This window comes from Bradyrhizobium sp. USDA 376 (assembly GCF_054063675.1).
Window position 1 is genome coordinate 4978874 of record NZ_JBSSGN010000001.1, and the last position, 18665, is coordinate 4997538.

19 protein-coding genes are annotated in these 18665 nt (G+C 65.7%); 17 read left to right on the top strand and 2 right to left on the bottom strand.

What is annotated here, in order from left to right; genetic code table 11:
• Positions 1–41 precede the first annotated feature (41 nt).
• From ACVJ19_RS23210 to mmsB, 10 genes are all read left to right on the top strand, one after another.
• The gene (locus ACVJ19_RS23210; RefSeq protein WP_453951329.1) at positions 42–1586 is read left to right on the top strand and encodes a sugar ABC transporter ATP-binding protein; all 1545 of its coding nucleotides are present in this window, start codon (positions 42–44) and stop codon (positions 1584–1586) included.
• On the top strand, positions 1583–2575 hold the full coding sequence (locus tag ACVJ19_RS23215) for an ABC transporter permease (RefSeq protein WP_211401095.1): 993 nt from the start codon (positions 1583–1585) through the stop codon (positions 2573–2575). Before ACVJ19_RS23210 ends, ACVJ19_RS23215 begins: the two co-directional genes overlap by 4 nt.
• Positions 2572–3552, top strand: a complete 981-nt coding sequence (gene yjfF / locus ACVJ19_RS23220) for a galactofuranose ABC transporter, permease protein YjfF (protein ID WP_453951331.1) — start codon at positions 2572–2574, stop codon at positions 3550–3552. Before ACVJ19_RS23215 ends, yjfF begins: the two co-directional genes overlap by 4 nt.
• Complete coding sequence (locus ACVJ19_RS23225; protein WP_453951333.1) at positions 3549–4319, top strand: FadR/GntR family transcriptional regulator; 771 nt, start codon at positions 3549–3551, stop codon at positions 4317–4319. The genes yjfF and ACVJ19_RS23225 overlap by 4 nt, the downstream gene beginning before the upstream one ends.
• Positions 4320–4321: 2 nt before the next feature.
• Entirely contained in the window at positions 4322–5248 is a 927-nt protein-coding gene (locus tag ACVJ19_RS23230; RefSeq protein WP_453951335.1) for a Gfo/Idh/MocA family protein, read from the top strand.
• 2 nt (positions 5249–5250) lie between these two features.
• Positions 5251–6330: an aldose epimerase family protein gene (locus tag ACVJ19_RS23235; RefSeq protein ID WP_453951336.1), complete on the top strand. Its 1080-nt coding sequence runs from the start codon at positions 5251–5253 to the stop codon at positions 6328–6330.
• Positions 6327–7208 carry an SMP-30/gluconolactonase/LRE family protein gene (locus tag ACVJ19_RS23240; RefSeq protein WP_453951338.1) on the top strand — a complete coding sequence of 294 codons (882 nt, stop codon included), beginning with the start codon at positions 6327–6329 and terminating at the stop codon, positions 7206–7208. The genes ACVJ19_RS23235 and ACVJ19_RS23240 overlap by 4 nt, the downstream gene beginning before the upstream one ends.
• A 73-nt stretch (positions 7209–7281) precedes the next feature.
• Positions 7282–8355, top strand: coding sequence for a multiple monosaccharide ABC transporter substrate-binding protein (chvE, locus tag ACVJ19_RS23245; RefSeq protein WP_453951340.1), 1074 nt, complete (start codon positions 7282–7284; stop codon positions 8353–8355).
• 136 nt (positions 8356–8491) lie between these two features.
• Complete coding sequence (mmsA, locus tag ACVJ19_RS23250; protein WP_453951342.1) at positions 8492–10069, top strand: multiple monosaccharide ABC transporter ATP-binding protein; 1578 nt, start codon at positions 8492–8494, stop codon at positions 10067–10069.
• Positions 10066–11256, top strand: a complete 1191-nt coding sequence (gene mmsB / locus ACVJ19_RS23255) for a multiple monosaccharide ABC transporter permease (protein WP_453951343.1) — start codon at positions 10066–10068, stop codon at positions 11254–11256. The genes mmsA and mmsB overlap by 4 nt, the downstream gene beginning before the upstream one ends.
• Before the next feature lie 138 nt (positions 11257–11394).
• On the opposite strand, the gene ACVJ19_RS23260 is transcribed toward mmsB, so the two are convergent.
• Both ACVJ19_RS23260 and ACVJ19_RS23265 read right to left on the bottom strand, forming a co-directional pair.
• Complete coding sequence (locus ACVJ19_RS23260; protein WP_453951345.1) at positions 11395–11820, bottom strand: cupin domain-containing protein; 426 nt, start codon at positions 11818–11820, stop codon at positions 11395–11397.
• Between the two features lie 151 nt (positions 11821–11971).
• A complete protein-coding gene (locus ACVJ19_RS23265) occupies positions 11972–12127 on the bottom strand; it encodes a hypothetical protein (RefSeq protein WP_085965373.1) in 156 nt (51 codons plus the stop codon).
• A 170-nt stretch (positions 12128–12297) separates the two neighbouring features.
• On the opposite strand from ACVJ19_RS23265, the gene ACVJ19_RS23270 reads away from it, so the two are divergent.
• From ACVJ19_RS23270 to ACVJ19_RS23300, 7 genes are all read left to right on the top strand, one after another.
• Positions 12298–12873 carry a cytochrome c oxidase subunit 3 family protein gene (locus ACVJ19_RS23270; protein WP_453951347.1) on the top strand — a complete coding sequence of 192 codons (576 nt, stop codon included), beginning with the start codon at positions 12298–12300 and terminating at the stop codon, positions 12871–12873.
• A complete protein-coding gene (locus ACVJ19_RS23275) occupies positions 12873–13136 on the top strand; it encodes a cytochrome C oxidase subunit IV family protein (protein WP_453951348.1) in 264 nt (87 codons plus the stop codon). Before ACVJ19_RS23270 ends, ACVJ19_RS23275 begins: the two co-directional genes overlap by 1 nt.
• 95 nt (positions 13137–13231) lie before the next feature.
• Complete coding sequence (locus ACVJ19_RS23280; protein WP_018647685.1) at positions 13232–13684, top strand: c-type cytochrome; 453 nt, start codon at positions 13232–13234, stop codon at positions 13682–13684.
• A gap of 94 nt (positions 13685–13778) precedes the next feature.
• Positions 13779–15125: a cbb3-type cytochrome c oxidase subunit I gene (locus ACVJ19_RS23285; RefSeq protein ID WP_453951350.1), complete on the top strand. Its 1347-nt coding sequence runs from the start codon at positions 13779–13781 to the stop codon at positions 15123–15125.
• Positions 15126–15187: 62 nt separating this feature from the next.
• Positions 15188–16000, top strand: coding sequence for an AAA family ATPase (locus tag ACVJ19_RS23290; protein ID WP_453951352.1), 813 nt, complete (start codon positions 15188–15190; stop codon positions 15998–16000).
• 10 nt (positions 16001–16010) lie between these two features.
• Entirely contained in the window at positions 16011–17927 is a 1917-nt protein-coding gene (locus ACVJ19_RS23295) for a VWA domain-containing protein (RefSeq protein WP_453951355.1), read from the top strand.
• Positions 17928–18001: 74 nt separating this feature from the next.
• Entirely contained in the window at positions 18002–18664 is a 663-nt protein-coding gene (locus ACVJ19_RS23300; protein ID WP_453951357.1) for an HAD family hydrolase, read from the top strand.
• Position 18665 lies beyond the last annotated feature (1 nt).

Sequence of the window (18665 nt, forward strand, 5' to 3'; positions counted from 1 at the left end):
GTGTCCGCATCGTTTGCGGCGCCGGTGGGAGTGACGTTGCGATGGACAACAGCCTTGATCCTGCTCTGCCGCTGCTGGAGGTGCGCGGGATCAGCAAGAGTTTTGGTGCGGTGCGCGCGTTGCAGGAGGTCGACTTCACGCTGCGCGCCGGCGAGATCCATGCGCTGCTCGGCGAGAACGGCGCCGGCAAGTCCACGCTGATCAAGGTCGTCACCGGCGTATTCCCACGCGATGCCGGCATTGTCAGGCTTGGTGGCGAAGAGGTCGCGCCGCGCTCGGCCAAGGCTGCGCTCCAGGCCGGCATTGCCACCGTCTACCAGGAGGTCAATCTGCTGCCGAACCTCTCTGTGGCGCAGAACCTGTTTCTCGACCGCCAGCCGATGCGCTTCGGTATCGTGCGCGAGGGCGAGATGCGGCGCCGCGCCAAGGCGTTGCTCGCCGATTTCGGTCTCGACATCGACGTCGCCGCGCCGCTCGGCAATTATTCGGTGGCCATCCAGCACGTCACCGCGATCGCCCGCGCGGTGGATCTCTCCGCGCGCGTGCTGATCCTGGACGAGCCGACCGCGAGCCTCGATCGTCACGAGGTCGAGATCCTCTTCGGCATCATGCGCAAGCTTGCCAAGCGCGGCATCGGCATCGTCTTCGTCAGCCACTTCCTCGACCAGGTCTACGAGATCTCCGACCGCATCACCGTGCTGCGCAACGGCCGCCTCGTCGGCGAGCGCGAGACCGCCTCGCTGCCGCGCCTCGAGCTGATCCGCATGATGCTCGGCCGCGAGCTCGCGGAAACCACCAGCGCGCGGGCGGCGACGCGCGAGCATCAGGTGCGCGAGGTGTGTGCGAGCTTCGAGAATTACGGCAAGGCCGGCTATGTCGCGCCCTTCAATCTCGAGCTGCGCCACGGCGAGGTCGTCGGCCTTGCCGGCCTGCTCGGCTCGGGCCGCACCGAGACGGCGCGGCTGGTGTTCGGCGCCGAGCGCGCCGATGGCGGGCAGGCGAGGGTGGAGGGCGCGCCGGTGCGGCTGCAGTCGCCGCGCGACGGCGTCCGCCACGGCTTTGGCTATTGCCCGGAGGAGCGCAAGACCGACGGCATTGTCGCCGAGCTCAGCGTGCGCGAGAACATCGTGCTCGCGCTTCAGGCCAAGCGCGGCCTGCATCGGCCATTGTCGCGCCGCGAGCAGGACGAGATCGCGCGCCGTTACGTCAAGATGCTCGACATCCGCCCGCCCGATCCGGAGCGACCCGTCGGCCTGCTCTCCGGCGGCAATCAGCAAAAGGTGCTGCTGGCGCGCTGGCTCGCGACCTCGCCGCGACTTCTCGTGCTGGACGAGCCGACCCGCGGCATCGATGTCGGCGCGCATGCCGAGATCATCCGCCTGATCCGCGAGCTCTGCGATGACGGGCTATCGCTGCTCGTGATCTCCTCCGAGCTCGACGAGATCGTGACGTATTCCGATCGCGTTGTCGTGCTGCGCGACCGCGCCCATATCGAGGAGCTCGCGGGCGAGGCGATCGACGTCGGCAACATTCTCGCCGCCATTGCCGCCGATAGCGTCACTGTCGCGCTCGAGGCCCACACATGACAGCGCTGCTGCCGCGCCGCGGCCTCGCCCAGATCCTGGCGCTGATCGTCATCCTCGCGGTCGACCGCGTGGTGTCGCCGCAATTCTTCGACCTGCGCCTGCAGGACGGCCGGCTGTTCGGCAGCCTGATCGACGTGCTCAACCGCGGCACGCCGGTGGCGCTGCTCTCGCTCGGCATGGTGCTGGTGATCGCGACGCGCGGCATCGATCTCTCCGTCGGCGCGGTGATGGCAATCTGCGGCGCGATCGCGGCGAGCCTCGCTGACAGTCACGGCCTGCCGGTGGTGCTGGCGGCCGCGCTCGGCGCCGGTCTGGTTTGCGGCTTGTGGAATGGCTTTCTCGTTGCCGTGCTCGGCATGCAGCCGATCGTGGCGACGCTGATCCTGATGGTCGCCGGGCGCGGCATCGCCCAGCTCATCACCGAAGGGCGCATCGTGACGTTCTCCTCGCCGGATCTGGTCTGGCTCGGCAATGGCTCGGTGCTCGGCCTGCCGGTGCCGGTCGTGATTGCCCTGGGCATGCTCATCCTCACCGGTGCAGTCGTGCGCGGCTCCGCGCTTGGCCTGTTGATCGAGGCGACCGGCGGCAATGCGCGCGCGAGCGAGCTTGCCGGCGTCGGCACCCGCGCTATGATCCTTTCGGTTTATGTCTGGTGCGGTGTCTGTGCCGCGCTTGCCGGCGTGATCGCGGCGGCCGACATCATGGGTGCGGATGCCAACAATGCCGGCCTCTGGCTCGAGCTCGATGCGATCCTGGCCGTCGTGATCGGCGGCACCTCGCTGTTCGGCGGCCGCTTCAGCCTCGTGCTCGCCGTGCTGGGGGCCCTGATCATCCAGACCATGAACACCGGCATTTTGCTGTCCGGCTATCCGCCCGAGTTCAACCTGCTGGTCAAGGCGGTGGTGGTGCTCGCGGTGCTGCTGCTGCAATCGCCGAAATTCTCAGGGCTGGCCGGGATCGCCGCGCGGCTGCGGAGGACCAAAGCATGAAGGGACTGCCGCCCGTCCTCATCACCGCCATCGTGCTCGTCGCGGGCTTTGTGCTCTGCGCGGTGCAATTCCCCAACATCGCCTCCACCCGCGTGGTCGGCAATCTCCTCACCGACAATGCGTTCCTCGGCATCGTCGCGACCGGCATGACCTTTGTGATCATCTCCGGCGGCATCGACCTCTCGGTCGGCTCGGTGATCGGCTTCACCACCGTGTTCGTCGCGCTGGCGATCGAGCGCTGGGGCGTGCCGCCGCTGGTCGCCTTCGTCGCCATCCTCGCGCTGTCGGCGGCGTTCGGCGCGGCGATGGGCGCGGTCATCCACGTCTTCGACCTGCCACCTTTCATCGTCACGCTGGCCGGCATGTTCCTCGCCCGCGGCGCAAGCTTCCTGCTTTCGACGGAATCGGTGCCGATCACCGCGCCGGTCTACTCCACCGTGTCGGACTTTGCGCTGCGGATGCCCGGCGGCGGGCGATTGACGGCGATTGCCATCATCATGCTCGCGATCGTGATCGGCGGCGCCTTGCTGCTGCATCTCACGAGGTTCGGCGCCAATGTCTATGCGCTCGGCGGCAGCCGGACCACCGCGAGCCTGATGGGCGTCGCCGTCGGCAAGATGACGATCAAGATCTACATGCTGTCGAGCCTGCTGGCGGGGATCGCCGGCATCGTCTTCTCCTTCTATACCAGCGCCGGCTATTCGCTCTCCGCCGTCGGCGTCGAGCTCGACAGTATCGCCGCCGTCGTGATCGGCGGCACGCTGCTCACGGGCGGGCAGGGCTCGGTGATCGGCACCTTCCTCGGCGTATTGATCCAGGGCATGATCCAGACCTACATCAATTTTGACGGCACGCTGTCGAGCTGGTGGACCAAGATCGCGACCGGCGTCTTGCTGTTCGCCTTCATCGCCCTGCAACAGGGGCTGGTGGCGCTGGCGCGCCGGCCGGCGGCGAAACATGTGGGAGCGGCGTCATGACCTCGCGCATCGTCGTCATCCCGACACGGCGGGCTCACTCCAACCACGCGGAGGTCGCCCGATCGATCGGCGTTGACATCATCGCCGGCCGCTACGCGGAAGGCACGCGGCTGCCGGGCGATGCCGAGATGATTGCGATGTTCGGCGTGTCGCGGCCGGTGCTGCGCGAGAGCGTGAAGACGCTGGTCGCCAAGGGCCTGCTCACCACCAAGGCGCGGGTCGGCACCGTCGTGCGCGAGCGCGGTGCCTGGAACATGTTCGATGCCGATGTGCTGGCCTGGCACCTCGACGCCGGTATCGACAAGCGCTTCCTCAACGATCTCGCCGAGATCCGTCTCGCGGTCGAGCCGCGCGCGGCGATGCTCGCCGCGGCGCAGCGGTCCGATGAGGACGTCGCCGAGCTTCGCCGCTGCATGGATCGCATGCGGCGCGAAGCGTCCGACTCGGTCGGGTTTGCCGACGCTGATCTCGCGCTTCACGTTGGCGTGGCGCGTGCCTCCGGCAATCTGTTCATGCGCTCGATCGGGCATGTCATCGAGGCGGCGTTGCGCGCCTCGTTCCTGCTCAGCGCCCCGGTCGAGCCGGAGGACCGCGACACCGTGCTGCTCTGGCACCAGAAGATCGTCGATGCCATTGCCGCGGGCGACGCGGACGCCGCGTCCGAGGCCATGGTCTATGTCATTCACAACGGCATGCGCCGCCACGAGGGCACGGTGATCGAGACCGCCCCGGCCGAGCCGCTGCCGTCAGCCGATACTGGAGAATAAGCGTGACAGACCTTCGTATCGCCATCGTCGGCTTCGGCAAGATCGCGCGGGACCAGCATGTGGGGGCGATCGCCGCGACACCGGGCGCAACGTTCGCGGCCGTCGCGAGCCGCAATGCCTCGCTGCCGGACCTGCCGCATTTCGCCACCATCGAGGAGCTGCTGGAAAAAGGTCCGCCGATCGATGCCGTCTCGCTCTGCACGCCGCCGCAAGTGCGCCGCGCCCAGGCCGCCACGGCGCTCGCTGCCGGCAAGCACGTCATGCTGGAGAAGCCGCCGGGCATCGGTGTGGCCGAGCTCGATCCGCTGATTGCGATGGCGACTGATGCCGGGCGCACGCTGTTTGCAACCTGGCATTCGCGCTACGCGCCGGCGGTCGAGCCGGCCCGCGAATGGCTGGCGACGCGCCAGATCAAATCCGTGCATATCAACTGGAAGGAGGATGTCCGCGTCTGGCATCCCGGCCAGGCCTGGATCTGGGAACCAGGCGGGCTTGGCGTGTTCGATCCCGGCATCAACGCGCTCTCGATCCTGACCCGCATCCTGCCGCAGCCCGTGTTCGTCGCTGCGGCCGAGCTTGCGTTCCCGGCCAACTGCCAGGCGCCGATCGCCGCGAACCTGAATCTGACTGATATCAACGGCCTGCCCATCACCGCCGCGTTCGACTTCCGGCAGACCGGCCCGCAGAGCTGGGATATCCTCGTGGAAACAGACCATGGCCGGATGACATTGTCTGACGGCGGCCGACGGATGGCCGTCGACGGCAAGGCCATTGCCGAGGCGCCCGATCAGGAATATCGCGAGCTGTACCAGCGCTTCGTCAGGCTGGCGGCGTCAGGCGCAAGCGATGTCGATCTGGCACCGCTCCGTCTCGTCGCCGACTCTTTCCTGCTCGGCAAGCGCACAATCGTTGAACCGTTTGTGGACTGAACATGGCCGGCTCAAAGAAAATAGAAAAGGACGTCTTCGGAACACTGCCCGACGGCCGCAAGGTCGAGCGCATCGTGCTGCGCGGGAAGGGCGGCTTCGAGGTCCGCATCATCACCCATGGCGCGGTGATCCAGGCGCTGATCGCGCCGGACGCCAAAGGTGGTTACGACGACGTCGTGCTCGGCCATGATGACTTCGCCGGCTATCTCGCCGAACGGAAGTTTTTGGGCGCCACTGTCGGCCGCTATGCCAACCGCATCGCCAAGGGACAGTTCTCGCTCGACGGCGAGACGGTGCAGCTTCCCGTCAACAACGGCCCGAACGCGCTGCACGGCGGGCTCGACGGCTTCGATCGCAAGCTCTGGGACATTGCCGCGATCGAGGAGGGCGCCGAGCCCGCGGTGACGCTCACCTATTCCAGTCCGCATGGCGAGGAGAATTATCCCGGCAAGCTCGACGTCCGCTTGACCTATCGCGTCACCGGCCCGACCGAGCTGTCGCTGATGATGGAAGCGCGGACCGACCGGCCGACCATCGTCAACCTGACCAACCACAGCTTCTTCAATCTCGAAGGCGCCACATCAGGCACGCCGATCCTTGACCATAAACTCACGGTCGCGGCCGAGCATTTCCTCGCCATCGATCCCACCGCCATTCCGCTGCCGGAGCCGCCGCGCAGCGTTGCCGGCACGCCGTTCGACTTCCGTGAGCCCCGGCCGGTGGGCGAGCGCATCCGCGAAAGCGACCCGCAATTGCGCAACGGCAGAGGCTATGACCACACCTATTGTCTCGGCCGCGACGGCATGCTTGCGCTCGCGGCGCGGCTGGAGGCACCGCGTTCCGGTCGCATCATGGAGCTGCTCACCAATCAGCCCGGGCTCCAGGTCTATTCCGGCAACTATCTCGATGGCACGATCGCGGGGAAGGGCGGCAAGCTGATCCGGCAATCGGACGCCATGTGCCTGGAGCCGCACATCTGGCCTGATGCGCCGAACCGGCCGGACTTTCCGAGCCCGCGCCTCGATCCCGGCCAGGTCTATCGGCATCACACCGTCTATCGCTTTGGGGTGAGGGCGCCATGACGGAACAGGTACCGACCTCGGTTCTATCTGCCGAGCAATGTCATCTCGGCGAAGGGCCGACCTATGATGCGACCACCGACACGGCCTGGTGGTTCGACATCCGCGAGCGCAAGCTGTTCGAGGCGCATCTTGGCAGCGGCTCTGTCCGCGCCCACGTGCTCGGCCGGATGGCCAGCGCGCTCGGGCGCATCGATGCCGCGCGGCAGTTGATCGTCGCGGAGGACGGCCTCTACATCCGCGAGCTCGCCGACGGCGCGATGACGCTGTTCTCTCCGCTCGAAGCGGACAATCCGGCGACGCGCTCAAACGATTGCCGCGTGCATCAATCCGGCACGTTCTGGATCGGCACCATGGGCAAGAAGGCCGAGCCGAAGGCGGGTGCGATCTACGCGCTCCATCGCGGCAAGATCTCGACGCTGTTTCCGGGCATCAGCATCCCCAATTCGATCTGCTTCTCGCCCGATGGCGCCACCGGCTATTTCACCGACACCCCGCGCGCGGTGCTCTATGCCGTGCCGCTCAATCCCGCGACCGGCCTGCCGCGCGGCGAGCCGGAGGTGCTGCTGCGCCACAGCGGCATCGGCGGCCTCGACGGCTCGGTGTGCGACGCCGCCGGGCAAATCTGGAACGCGTGCTGGGGCGCGAGCCGCGTCGACGTCTACTCGCCGCAAGGTGAGCGCCTGCGCTCACTGAACGTGCCGGCGAAGCAGGCAAGCTGCCCCGCCTTCGTCGGCCCGGACCTGTCGCGCCTGCTCGTCACCTCGGCATGGCAGGACATGGACGCGGCGGCACGCGCCGCCGATCCGCAAGCCGGCTGCACGTTTCTATTGGAAGCATCCGCGCGCGGTCGCGCGGAGCCCGACGTCAAGCTCGCATAGGAGACCTGAGGCAATCCACGACCAACCTTCTCGACGACACGAAGAAACAGTCTGACACCCAAGGGAGTGAAACATGCTGAAACTGAAGACGACCTTCCTCGCGCTGGCGCTCGCCGGCGCTGCGACGATGGCCACGGGCCTGTCCGCCACGGCGCAGGACAAGGCAACCGTCGGCATCGCCATGCCGACCAAATCGTCGGCGCGCTGGATCGACGACGGCAACAACATGGTCAAGGTGCTGAAGGAGCGCGGCTACAACACCGACCTGCAATATGCCGAGGACGACATTCCGAACCAGCTCTCGCAGGTCGAGAACATGGTGACCAAGGGCGCGAAAGCGCTGGTGATCGCCGCGATCGACGGCACCACGCTGTCCGACGTGCTCAAGCAGGCGAAAGCAAAGGGCATCACCGTGATCGCCTATGACCGCCTGATCCGCGGTACGCCGAACGTCGACTACTACGCGACCTTCGACAATTTCCAGGTCGGCGTGCTCCAGGCGGAGTCGCTCGTGCAGGGGCTCGGTCTCAAGGACGGCAAGGGTCCGTTCAACATCGAGCTGTTCGGCGGCTCGCCCGACGACAACAACGCCTACTTCTTCTACAACGGCGCGATGAGCGTGCTGAAGCCCTATATCGACAGCGGCAAGCTCGTCGTCGTGTCGGGCCAGATGGGCATGGACAAGGTCGCGACGCTGCGCTGGGACGGCGCCACCGCCCAGGCCCGCATGGACAATCTGCTCAGCGCCTACTACGGCAACAAGAAGGTCAACGCCGTGCTGTCGCCCTATGACGGCCTCTCGATCGGCATCATCTCCTCGCTGAAGGGCGTCGGCTACGGCAGCGCCGACCAGCCGATGCCTGTCATCTCGGGCCAGGACGCCGAGGTGCCCTCGATCAAGGCGATGCTGCGCGGCGATCAGTACTCGACCATCTTCAAGGACACCCGCGATCTCGCCAAGGTGACCGCCGACATGGTCGACGCCGCGCTCGCCGGCAAGCAGGTCACGGTGAACGACACCAAGACCTACGAGAACGGCGTCAAGACCGTGCCGTCCTATCTGCTCAAGCCGGTCGTGGTCTACAAGGACAATTGGGAGAAGACCCTGGTCGACAGCGGCTACTACAAGAAGTCGCAGTTCCAGTAAGAGAGTGCTCCGTCGTTCCGGGGCGCCCGAAGGGCGAACCCGGAACCTCGAGATTCCGGGTTCGATGCTCCAGGCCGCGCTTCGCGGTCCTGTCGCATCGCCCCGGAATGACGGGCAGTTTAGGGATACGAACACCATGACCGCCATGCTGGAGATGCGCAACGTCAGCAAGAGCTTTGCCGGAGTGCAGGCGCTGCGCGACGTCAATTTCTCGGTTCACGCCGGGCAGATCCACGCCCTCGTCGGCGAGAACGGCGCCGGCAAGTCCACCCTGATGAAGGTGCTGAGCGGGGTCTATCCGCACGGCAGCTATGAGGGCACCATCGTGTTCGAGGGTGAGGAGCGCCGCTTCCGTGACATCAACGATTCCGAGGCGCTCGGTATCATCATCATCCATCAGGAGCTGGCGCTGATCCCCTTGATGTCGATCGCGGAAAACATTTTTCTGTCGCATCCGCCGTCGAAATTCGGCGTGATCGACCGCGACGAGGTGTACCGGCGCACGCGCGAGCTGCTCGCGCAGGTCGGCCTGAAGGAATCCCCGGATACGCTGATCACCGATCTCGGCGTCGGCAAGCAGCAGCTCGTGGAAATCGCGAAAGCACTGTCCAAGCGCGTGCGGATGCTGATCCTGGACGAGCCGACCGCGAGCCTCAATGAGGCCGACAGCGCCGCGCTGCTCGAACGCCTGATGGCGTTCCGCGAGCAGGGCATCGGCTCGATCCTGATCTCGCACAAGCTCAACGAGGTCGCCAAGGTCGCCGACCACATCACCGTGCTGCGCGACGGCCGCACCGTCGACAGCATCGACTGCCATGCCGAGCCGATCCAGGAAGATCGTATCATCCGCAGCATGGTCAACCGCGATATGGCTCATCGCTTCCCCGAGCGCAGCGTGAAGATCGGCGAGCCCGTGCTCGACGTCGCGAACTGGTCGGTCTATCACCCCATCCATCCCGAGCGGCAGGTGATCAAGAACGTCAATTTCGGCGTCAGGCGCGGCGAGGTCGTCGGCATTGCCGGGTTGATGGGCGCCGGGCGCACCGAGTTCGCCATGAGCCTGTTCGGCCACTCCTGGGGCACCAATATCAGCGGCAGTATCCGGCTCGAGGGCCGGGAGATCGCGCTGCCGAGCGTGGCCGCGGCGATCGACGCCGGCCTTGCCTATGTCACCGAGGACCGCAAGCAGCTCGGCCTGATCCTCGCCGACGACGTCCGCAAGAACATCACGCTCGCCAGCCTCGACCAGGTGGCGCCGGGCAGGGTGATCGACGACATCGCCGAGCTGAAGGTCGCCAGCGACTACCGCAACCGCATGCGGATCCGCTGCTCCGACGTCTACCAGGAGACCGGCCAGCTCTCTGGCGGAAACCAGCAGAAGGTGGTGCTGTCGAAATGGCTGATGACCGATCCAAAAGTCCTGATCCTGGACGAGCCGACGCGGGGCATCGACGTCGGTGCCAAATACGAGATTTACTGTATCATCAACGAGCTGGCGGAGGCCGGCCGCGGCGTCGTGGTGATCTCTTCGGAGATGCCCGAACTGCTCGGCATCTGCGACCGCATCTGCGTCATGAACGGCGGCGCCTTCGTCGGCGAGTTCAACGGCGCTGAAGCAACGCAGGAAAAGATCATGCGCGCCATCATGCGCAACGAACGAAGCATTGGGAACGCCGCGCCCGCGGCCGCGGAGATGGGAGGATCGCAGCCATGACCGACAAGACGGTTTCGCTGCCCGAGGAGCGCCAACACGGCAGCTTCATCAAGAACAATTTGCGCAATTACGGCATGCTGATCTCGCTGATCGCGATCATGCTGTTCTTCCAGGTCGTAACCGGCGGCACGCTGCTGCAACCGCTCAACCTCACCAACCTGGTGCTGCAGAACAGCTACATCGTGATCATGGCGCTCGGCATGCTGCTGGTGATCGTCACCGGCCATATCGACCTTTCGGTCGGCTCGGTCGCGGGCTTCATCGGCGCCGTGGCCGCGCTTCTCATGGTGACCTACAAGGTCGACTACACGCTCGCCTTCATCGCCTGCCTTTTGGTCGGCGCCGCCATCGGCGCCGCCCAGGGCTATTGGGTGGCCTATTTCAAGATCCCGTCCTTCATCGTGACGTTGGCGGGCATGCTGGTGTTCAAGGGCCTGGCGCTCGCGGTGCTGCAGGGCCAGTCGCTCGGGCCGTTCCCGCCGACCTTCCAGAAACTGTCGTCGGGCTTCATTCCCGAGCTGCTGCCCGAGGCCGGCACCCTGCATCCGACGTCGATGCTGATCGGCGCCGTGCTCGCGCTCGGCCTCGTCTATGCCAGCGCCAAGGGGAGGTCGCGCGAGCAGTCGCACGGCATCGAGGTCGAGCCCTATGCGTTCTTCCTCGGCAAGTGCATTCTGCTCGCCTGCGCCGTGCTCTACTTCACCTACCTGATCGCCTCGCATCGCGGCCTGCCCAACGTGCTGGTGATCATGACCGCGCTGATCGCGCTCTACGGCTTCGTCACCCGCCGCACCGTGATCGGCCGGCAGATCTATGCGGTCGGCGGCAACGCCAAGGCGGCCAGCCTGTCGGGCATCAAGACCGAGCGGCTGACCTTCCTCACCTTCGTCAACATGGGCGTGCTGGCCGCGCTCGCCGGCCTCGTCTTTGCCGCGCGGCTGAACACGGCGACGCCGAAGGCAGGTCTGGGCTTCGAGCTCGACGTCATCGCCGCCTGTTTCATCGGCGGTGCCTCGGCCTATGGCGGTGTCGGGCGCGTCGGCGGCGCCGTGGTCGGTGCCATGATCATGGGCGTGATGAACAACGGCATGTCCATCCTCGGCATCGGCATCGATTACCAGCAGGTCATCAAGGGCCTGGTGCTGCTCGGTGCGGTGTGCATCGACGTGTACAACCAGCGAAGGTAGTCGACGATCTCGTAGGGTGGGCAAAGGCGCAACGCGCCGTGCCCGCCAATTTCAACGACTACGACGAAAGCGCTGAGCGCGCCTTTCGCCGGCGCCCCTTGAGCTATGGCGAACGCTTCGGCTGCGCCGCATTCATCCTCAGGATTGCATCACAGGAACCAGCCCATAGCGCAGCATTGTTTCCTTCATTTTGGCCGGATCAGGCGTGCCGGCCGATAGCAGGGCCGCCATGTCCTTGAAGTATTGCGGACCGAGTACGCCTGGGCTGAGGATGCACAGGCAAGTCGCCGGTCGGGGCGAGCGGTTGATGAAACCGTGCACCACGCCGCGCTTGATGAAGAGGCTTTCGCCCGGCGCCACGTCGATATCCTTAGCGTTGATCCGCCAAGTCGAGATGCCGCTTAGTCCATAGATCGTTTCGTCCCAGCGATCGTGATAATGGGGAATCGGCATGCGCGCGTTCGGCTGTAGCGTCATCTCGAACAGATCGAGGCCGCCGGCGGTGTCATCCTTGCTCTGTAGGAACGTCAGCTGTAGCGCGCCAAGGTCGATGATCTCAGGCATGGCGAACTGGTCCAATCATAGGACCGCAATATTAGCTCACGACGCAAAGAAGCCAAGACGGAGGAATCGAAACTGCCCGAGACCGACATGCAGCAGGCCTTGCTGTGCAGTGCCGCAACGGCGCGCTGCACTGCGACTGAGTCGCGTGCCGCTACTGTGTCGTGAACAGCACCGTCGCGATCGCGACGGAGAGGCTCACCGCCGATACGGTCGCCACCGTCGACAAGACCCCCATGCGCCTGAGCGCGATCGCAAAGGCGATGATGATGGGCGTCGCTGTCATCAGCCCGATTTGTGCGTCGCTCATATCGTCACTCGCCACTCCTGGGAACCCTGAGCCGATTCGTACCGCGATCCGGCCGGCCGGACGTTGCGTCGGCGCAAACAAGCACCCGGCAATTCCCCAGTTTGTCCTGCGACAAATTCCGAACTGGATGGGTAAGTTAAGTCTTTCCGGTGTCCTGATCCGGAAAGACGATGTCGACGGCCGAGTGCGAACAACAGGGAACCGGCTGGGGAATCCTGGAAGATCTCCCCGGCGATCCCATGATCTGGGTGCTGATCTTCAGCGAGCTCGTCGCCTTCGGCCTGTTCCTCGGCGCCTTCTCAGTCGCCCGCGCGATCCACCCCGTGGTGTTCGCGGCCGGACAGGCCACACTCAATTCGAACCTCGCCGGCCTCAACACCGTCGTGCTGGTGACCAGCGGCTGGGCTGCGGCCCGGGCAACGAAGGCCGCGCGGGCCAGCGAGAGGCGGGCGACGCGCCGCTGGCTCCTCATCGCGATGGCGCTCGGTGGCTTCTTCATCGCGATCAAGCTCGCCGAATACGCGGAAGAGATCGGGCGCGGCGTCGGGCTCGAAACCAGCCCGTTCTTCACGCTCTACTTCCTCCTGACCGGTTTTCATCTGCTGCATGTCGGCCTTGGCATCGTCATTCTCGCCGTGGTCTGCCGCCGCGCCGAGGTCTCCGGCGTCGAGACGGGCGCCGCCTTCTGGCACATGGTCGATCTGGTCTGGATCGTCATGTTTCCGATTCTCTATCTGGTGCGCTGATGAATCCGGACCGCCTCGACGTCACCTGGCTCGTGCTGATCGGCCTCGCGCTCGCGACCATCCTGCTGCCACAGCTGATGCCGCGGCCGCTGCTCGGCAACGCGCTGCTGCTCGCCTTGGCCGCGCTCAAGGGCCGCCGGATCGCACTTGATTTCCTCGATCTCCGCTCGGCGCCCGCGCTCTGGCGTGGCCTCGTCAGCGCCTGGATCCTGATCGTGCTGCTGCTTGCCTGGCTCGCCTCGGCCGTCGTCGCCCTGATCTGACGCGCTCATTGCGCCCTGACAAAGAACCGGCCGGGCAAAGCGGCAATAAATCGCAGCATCGCATTCTCTAAGCAAGCAACCGGAAAGGATTGGCAATGGCTGAACGCCTGACCAAGTCGGCCGCTCGAAACGTGTTCTACGGCGGCTCGGCCTTTTTCTTCGCCATCTTCATAGGGCTGACGGCGCACAGCCACTACTACATGGCCACGAGCTCGACCGACGCGACGACGCTGACGTCGTCGGTCGCGCGCGGCAAGCATGTCTGGGAGAAGAACTCCTGCATCAACTGCCACACGCTGCTGGGTGAGGGCGCCTATTTCGCCCCCGAGGTCGGCAACGTCTGGGATCGCTGGGGCGGCAAGGAGGACCCGGCCGGCGCGCGCGAGACGCTGAAGGCCTGGATGCAGGCGCAGCCGTCGGGCGCACCGGGCCGGCGGCAGATGCCGCAGTTCAACCTGACCGACCAGGAGCTCAACGATCTCGCCGACTTCCTGCAATGGACCTCGACGATCAAGCGCCAGGAGTGGCCGCCGAACAAGGCCGGCTGAGCATGATCCGGAAAAGTGTGAAGCGGTTTTCCGAAGAGATCATGCTCGAACAACAAGGCATAGCTTTCCTCTTTCAAGACAGAGAGAACCCGAAATGAAATACCAAACCCAGAAAGTCGCGATGCTGTATTTCTACGGCGCGCTGACCCTGTTCCTGGCCCAGGTCCTGTTCGGCCTGCTCGCCGGAACCATCTACGTCCTGCCCAACACGCTGTCGACGCTCCTGCCGTTCAACATCGTCAGGATGATCCACACCAACGCGCTGATCGTGTGGTCGCTGATCGGCTTCATGGGCGCGACCTATTTCCTGCTGCCTGAGGAAACCGAGACCGAGCTCTACAGCCCGCTACTCGCGAAGATCCAGTTCTGGATGTTCTTCGGCGCGGCAGGTGTGGCCGTGGTCGGCTATCTCTTCCACTACCACGAGGGCCGCGAATTCCTTGAGCAGCCCTTCATCATCAAGGTCGGCATCGTCGTCGTCTGCCTGATGTTCCTGTTCAACGTCACCATGACGGCACTGAAGGGGCGCAAGACCACGGTCACGAACATCCTGCTGTTCGGCCTGTGGGGCGTTGCGATCTTCTTCCTGTTCGCCTTCTACAACCCGTCGAATCTCGCGGTCGACAAGATGTACTGGTGGTACGTCGTCCATCTCTGGGTCGAGGGCGTCTGGGAGCTGATCATGGCTTCCGTGCTCGCCTATCTCATGATCAAGCTCAACGGCATCGATCGCGAGGTCGTGGAGAAGTGGCTGTACGTCATCATCGGACTCGCGCTGTTCTCCGGCATCCTCGGCACCGGCCATCATTTCTACTGGATCGGCGCGCCCGGCTACTGGCAGTGGATCGGCTCGCTGTTCTCCACGCTGGAAGTCGCACCCTTCTTCACCATGGTGATCTTCACGGTGCAGATGACCTGGAAGGCCGGCCGCAAGCATCCGAACCGCGCCGCGCTGCTGTGGTCGGTCGGCTGCTCGGTGATGGCGTTCCTCGGCGCCGGCGTCTGGGGCTTCCTGCACACGCTGTCCTCGGTGAATTACTACACCCACGGCACCCAGGTCACGGCGGCGCACGGCCATCTCGCCTTCTTCGGCGCCTATGTGATGCTCAACCTGTCCGTCATGGCCTACGCGATCCCGCAGCTCAAGGGACGCGCGCCCTATAACCAGTGGCTCAGCATGGCGAGCTTCTGGATCATGTGCACGGCCATGATGACCATGACGTTCGCGCTGACCTTCGCCGGCGTGATCCAGGTCCACCTCCAGCGCGTGCTCGGCCAGGGCTACATGGACGTGCAGGACCAGCTCGCCTTCTTCTACTGGATCCGGCTCGGCTCCGGCGTGTTCGTCGCGATCTCCGCGCTGATGTTCGTCTGGGCGGTGCTGGTGCCGGGCCGCGAGAAGACGGCGGCCATTCCCGCCGCGCTGCAACCGGCCGAGTAAACGCACATGGCGGCCGCGGTTCGCCGCGGCCGCCGTCTCAATGTGAATTGTGGAGAATGACCATGAAAGCTGCCCTTCACGCTGTCACGGCACCGGCACCGGCGCTGCCGCCCTATGTCGCAAGCGGCAACGAATGCGCGCTGTTCGAGCACGCCTGGCGGCATCAGCTTCCGGTCCTGCTCAAGGGCCCGACCGGCTGCGGCAAGACCCGCTTCGTCGCGCATATGGCGGCACGGCTCGGATTGCCGCTCCACACAGTCGCTTGTCACGACGATCTCACCGCGGCTGATCTCACCGGCCGCTATCTGCTGCGGGGCGGCGATACAGTGTGGGCCGACGGTCCATTGACGCGGGCGGTGCGCGAGGGCGGCATCTGCTATCTCGACGAGGTCGTGGAGGCGCGCAAGGACGTCACGGTGGTGCTGCATCCCCTCACCGACGATCGCCGCATCCTGCCGCTGGAGCGCACCGGCGAGGAGCTCGCCGCGCCAGAGAGATTCATGCTCGTGGTCTCCTACAACCCCGGCTACCAGACCCTGCTGAAGGCGCTCAAGCCCTCGACGCGGCAACGCTTCGTCGCCATCGAGTTCGGCTTCTTAGCCCCGGAGCAGGAGATCGCAGTGGTCGCGGCCGAGAGCGGACTGTCGCCGGATCGCGTGCGGCCACTGGTTGCGCTGGCCGGCCGGCTGCGCGCGCTCAAGGGCCATGATCTGGAGGAGGGCGTCTCGACCCGCCTCGTGGTCTATTGCGCCACCTTGATTGCCGCGGGCATGTCGGCGGCGGATGCCGTGCTCGCAGGCATGATCGAGCCTCTGACCGACGATGCCGACGTCAAGGCCGCGCTGCTCGACGTCGCACGTGCCGTGATCGGGTGAGGCGGGTCCCATGCTCGACTTCCTCGAACTTGAGGAGACGGTCGGCCGCGCCTGGCACAAAATGGTCGGCGGCACCGCCAGCTACCCGGTTCACGCCGATCATGCAGTCTCGCTTGCCGAGGTGAGAGGCCGGCTTGCGGTGATGTTCCGCGCGCTCGGCGGTGAGGCGGGCGTGCAGATCGCGAGCGCCGGCGCGCGCAAGTCCGGGCACCGGCTCGGCTGGCGGCAACGCATCGGTCTCGGCGACGAGCGCCTCGAGCAGCCGGGCCGCGACGCCGCGACGATCTTCCTGCCGGACAGCATCGCGATTTTCGCCGACCGCGAGCTCAATGCATGCCTCTATCGCTGGCTCGCGGCATGGTTCGCGGTCGCGCCGATCGAGGCGATCGCCGAGACCGATCCGCTCCGGCGCGATCTGCTCGTGCTGCGCCGCGCCGCCGAAACGGCGGTCTTCGTGCTCACGCAGTTTCCCGGGCTCGTCGCCGACTATGGGCAGCTTGCCGCGGCAACCGCCGAAGCCCGGCCGCGGCGGCCGCTGCCTCGCATCGAGCAGGAGGTCGAGCAGATCGTTTTGGCCCTGCTCGGCGCGGGACCTGCGCCCGCAGGGAAATTGTGGCCGGCCATGATGGGAACGGGACCGCTGCCGGACAAGGCGCCACCGGGCTATCGTCCGATCCTGCCGTGCCCGCTGTGGGGCGATTGCCGGACCCGCGAGCTGTCGCCTGCACATGCCGGCGAGGACGAATGCGCTGCTGGTGCGGAGCCCGCGAGCGAGGACAGTCGCAAGCGCTTTGCTGTGCGCGAGCGTGAGGACGGGGCCAATCGCCGCGATCCCTTCGTGCTCAACCGCTTCGAAAAAATCCTGGCGATGGCCGAGATGGTCAATGTCGATCGCCCGGCCGATGACAGCGAGGACGAGGACGCGCAGAAGGCGGCCGACGATCTCGAGGAGATCACGCTCAGCCGCCGCAGCGGCAAGCCGGCGAGCCGGTTCAAGTTCGATCTCGACCTGCCGCCGGAGGCCCTTGATGCCTCGCGCCTCAATGCGGACCTGACCTATCCCGAATGGGATTATCGCAGCAGCTCCTATCTGCCCGATCATTGCCGCGTGCTCGCATCTCCGGCGTCGGAGACCGGCGAGAGCTGGACGCCTGACGAGACCATGCGCCGCCACGTCCGCCAGGTGCGTCGCCGCTTCGAGGTCCTGCGGCCGCGCCATGAATTGATGTGGGCCCAGGCCGACGGACATGACCTCGACCTCGATGCGCTGGTCCGTGCGAGGTGTGACCTCCGCGCCGGCAGCAGCGCTGGTCTCGATCGTGTCCACATGGCGATGCGCCCGCAGGGGCATGATCTCGCCGTCACGCTGCTCGTCGACGTCTCGCTGTCGACGGATGCCTGGGTCAATGGCTACCGGGTGCTCGATGTCGAGAAGGAGGCGCTGCTCGTACTTGCGCACGGGCTGTCGGCCTGCGGCGATCACCACAGCATCCTGACCTTCACTTCGCGCCGGCGCTCCTGGGTGCGGCTCGAAACGGTCAAGGCGTTCGGCGAGCCGATGAGCGGCGTGGTCGAGCGCCGCATCGGCGCGCTCAAGCCCGGCTATTACACGCGGATCGGCGCGGCGGTCCGCCACGCCTCGGCCGAGCTTGCGCGCCAGCCGCAGCGCAAGAAGCTGCTGCTCGTCCTCACCGACGGCAAGCCGAACGACGTCGACCACTATGAGGGGCGCTTTGCGGTCGAAGACACCAGGAAGTCCGTGCACGAAGCGCGCCGGCTCGGCATCGCGGTGTTCGGCGTGACGATCGACGCGGCGGCGCAATCCTATTTTCCGACGCTGTTCGGCCGGAGCGGCTATGCGATCGTCGGCAACATCAAGCGATTGCCCGCGGCGCTGCCGGCGATCTACCGGCAGGTGGCGCATTGACGCGGGAACGGCCGCGGCGCCGTGTTCCTGCCTGAGCTATTGCTCATAGCGTGGGTATATGATCGAATGGTCGGATGGACTTGGGCCGGCCAGAACCCGATCTGATCATCTTCGACTGCGACGGCGTGCTCGTCGACAGCGAACTCTTGAGCTGTCGCTGCCTGTCCGAGGTGCTGGCCGAATTCGGTCTCGTGCTCAGCGAGGCGCAGGCGCTCGAGATGTTTCTCGGACGTAGCACCAAGGCGATCGAGCAGCACTACCGCGATCTCGGCCAGGTCGTGCCGGACAGCTTCCTGCCGCGACTGAAGTCGCGTGTGCTGGAGACGTTTGCCGGCTCGCTCGAGCCGATCCCCGGGGTGGAGGCGGTGATCTCGGGGCTGACCGTGCCGTTCTGCGTCGCTTCATCCAGCGACATTGATCGCGTCTCGCTCTCGCTCGACGTCACCGGTCTTCGGGCACATTTCGGCGATCGGCTCTACACCGCGCAGATGGTCAGGCACGGCAAGCCCGCGCCCGATCTTTTTCTCCATGCGGCCGAGAACATGCGCACACCGCCCTCACGCACGCTGGTGATCGAGGACAGCGTCAGCGGCGTGCAGGCGGGCAAGGCGGCCGGCATGACCGTCTGGGGATTTGTCGGCGGCGGCCATTATCGCAGCCGCGACGGCCGGGCTATATTGTCCGCCGCCGGGGCCGATCGGGTCTTCACGCGCATGAGCGATTTCTGGGAGGTGTAAG

Coding starts and splice junctions, on each gene's coding strand:
- ACVJ19_RS23210 (WP_453951329.1), top strand. CDS start 42: ATGGACAACAGCCTTGATCCTGCTCTGCCGCTGCTGGAGGTGCGCGGG.
- ACVJ19_RS23215 (WP_211401095.1), top strand. CDS start 1,583: ATGACAGCGCTGCTGCCGCGCCGCGGCCTCGCCCAGATCCTGGCGCTG.
- yjfF (WP_453951331.1), top strand. CDS start 2,572: ATGAAGGGACTGCCGCCCGTCCTCATCACCGCCATCGTGCTCGTCGCG.
- ACVJ19_RS23225 (WP_453951333.1), top strand. CDS start 3,549: ATGACCTCGCGCATCGTCGTCATCCCGACACGGCGGGCTCACTCCAAC.
- ACVJ19_RS23235 (WP_453951336.1), top strand. CDS start 5,251: ATGGCCGGCTCAAAGAAAATAGAAAAGGACGTCTTCGGAACACTGCCC.
- ACVJ19_RS23240 (WP_453951338.1), top strand. CDS start 6,327: ATGACGGAACAGGTACCGACCTCGGTTCTATCTGCCGAGCAATGTCAT.
- chvE (WP_453951340.1), top strand. CDS start 7,282: ATGCTGAAACTGAAGACGACCTTCCTCGCGCTGGCGCTCGCCGGCGCT.
- mmsA (WP_453951342.1), top strand. CDS start 8,492: ATGACCGCCATGCTGGAGATGCGCAACGTCAGCAAGAGCTTTGCCGGA.
- mmsB (WP_453951343.1), top strand. CDS start 10,066: ATGACCGACAAGACGGTTTCGCTGCCCGAGGAGCGCCAACACGGCAGC.
- ACVJ19_RS23260 (WP_453951345.1), bottom strand. CDS start 11,820: ATGCCTGAGATCATCGACCTTGGCGCGCTACAGCTGACGTTCCTACAG.
- ACVJ19_RS23265 (WP_085965373.1), bottom strand. CDS start 12,127: ATGAGCGACGCACAAATCGGGCTGATGACAGCGACGCCCATCATCATC.
- ACVJ19_RS23270 (WP_453951347.1), top strand. CDS start 12,298: ATGTCGACGGCCGAGTGCGAACAACAGGGAACCGGCTGGGGAATCCTG.
- ACVJ19_RS23275 (WP_453951348.1), top strand. CDS start 12,873: ATGAATCCGGACCGCCTCGACGTCACCTGGCTCGTGCTGATCGGCCTC.
- ACVJ19_RS23280 (WP_018647685.1), top strand. CDS start 13,232: ATGGCTGAACGCCTGACCAAGTCGGCCGCTCGAAACGTGTTCTACGGC.
- ACVJ19_RS23285 (WP_453951350.1), top strand. CDS start 13,779: ATGAAATACCAAACCCAGAAAGTCGCGATGCTGTATTTCTACGGCGCG.
- ACVJ19_RS23290 (WP_453951352.1), top strand. CDS start 15,188: ATGAAAGCTGCCCTTCACGCTGTCACGGCACCGGCACCGGCGCTGCCG.
- ACVJ19_RS23295 (WP_453951355.1), top strand. CDS start 16,011: ATGCTCGACTTCCTCGAACTTGAGGAGACGGTCGGCCGCGCCTGGCAC.
- ACVJ19_RS23300 (WP_453951357.1), top strand. CDS start 18,002: ATGGACTTGGGCCGGCCAGAACCCGATCTGATCATCTTCGACTGCGAC.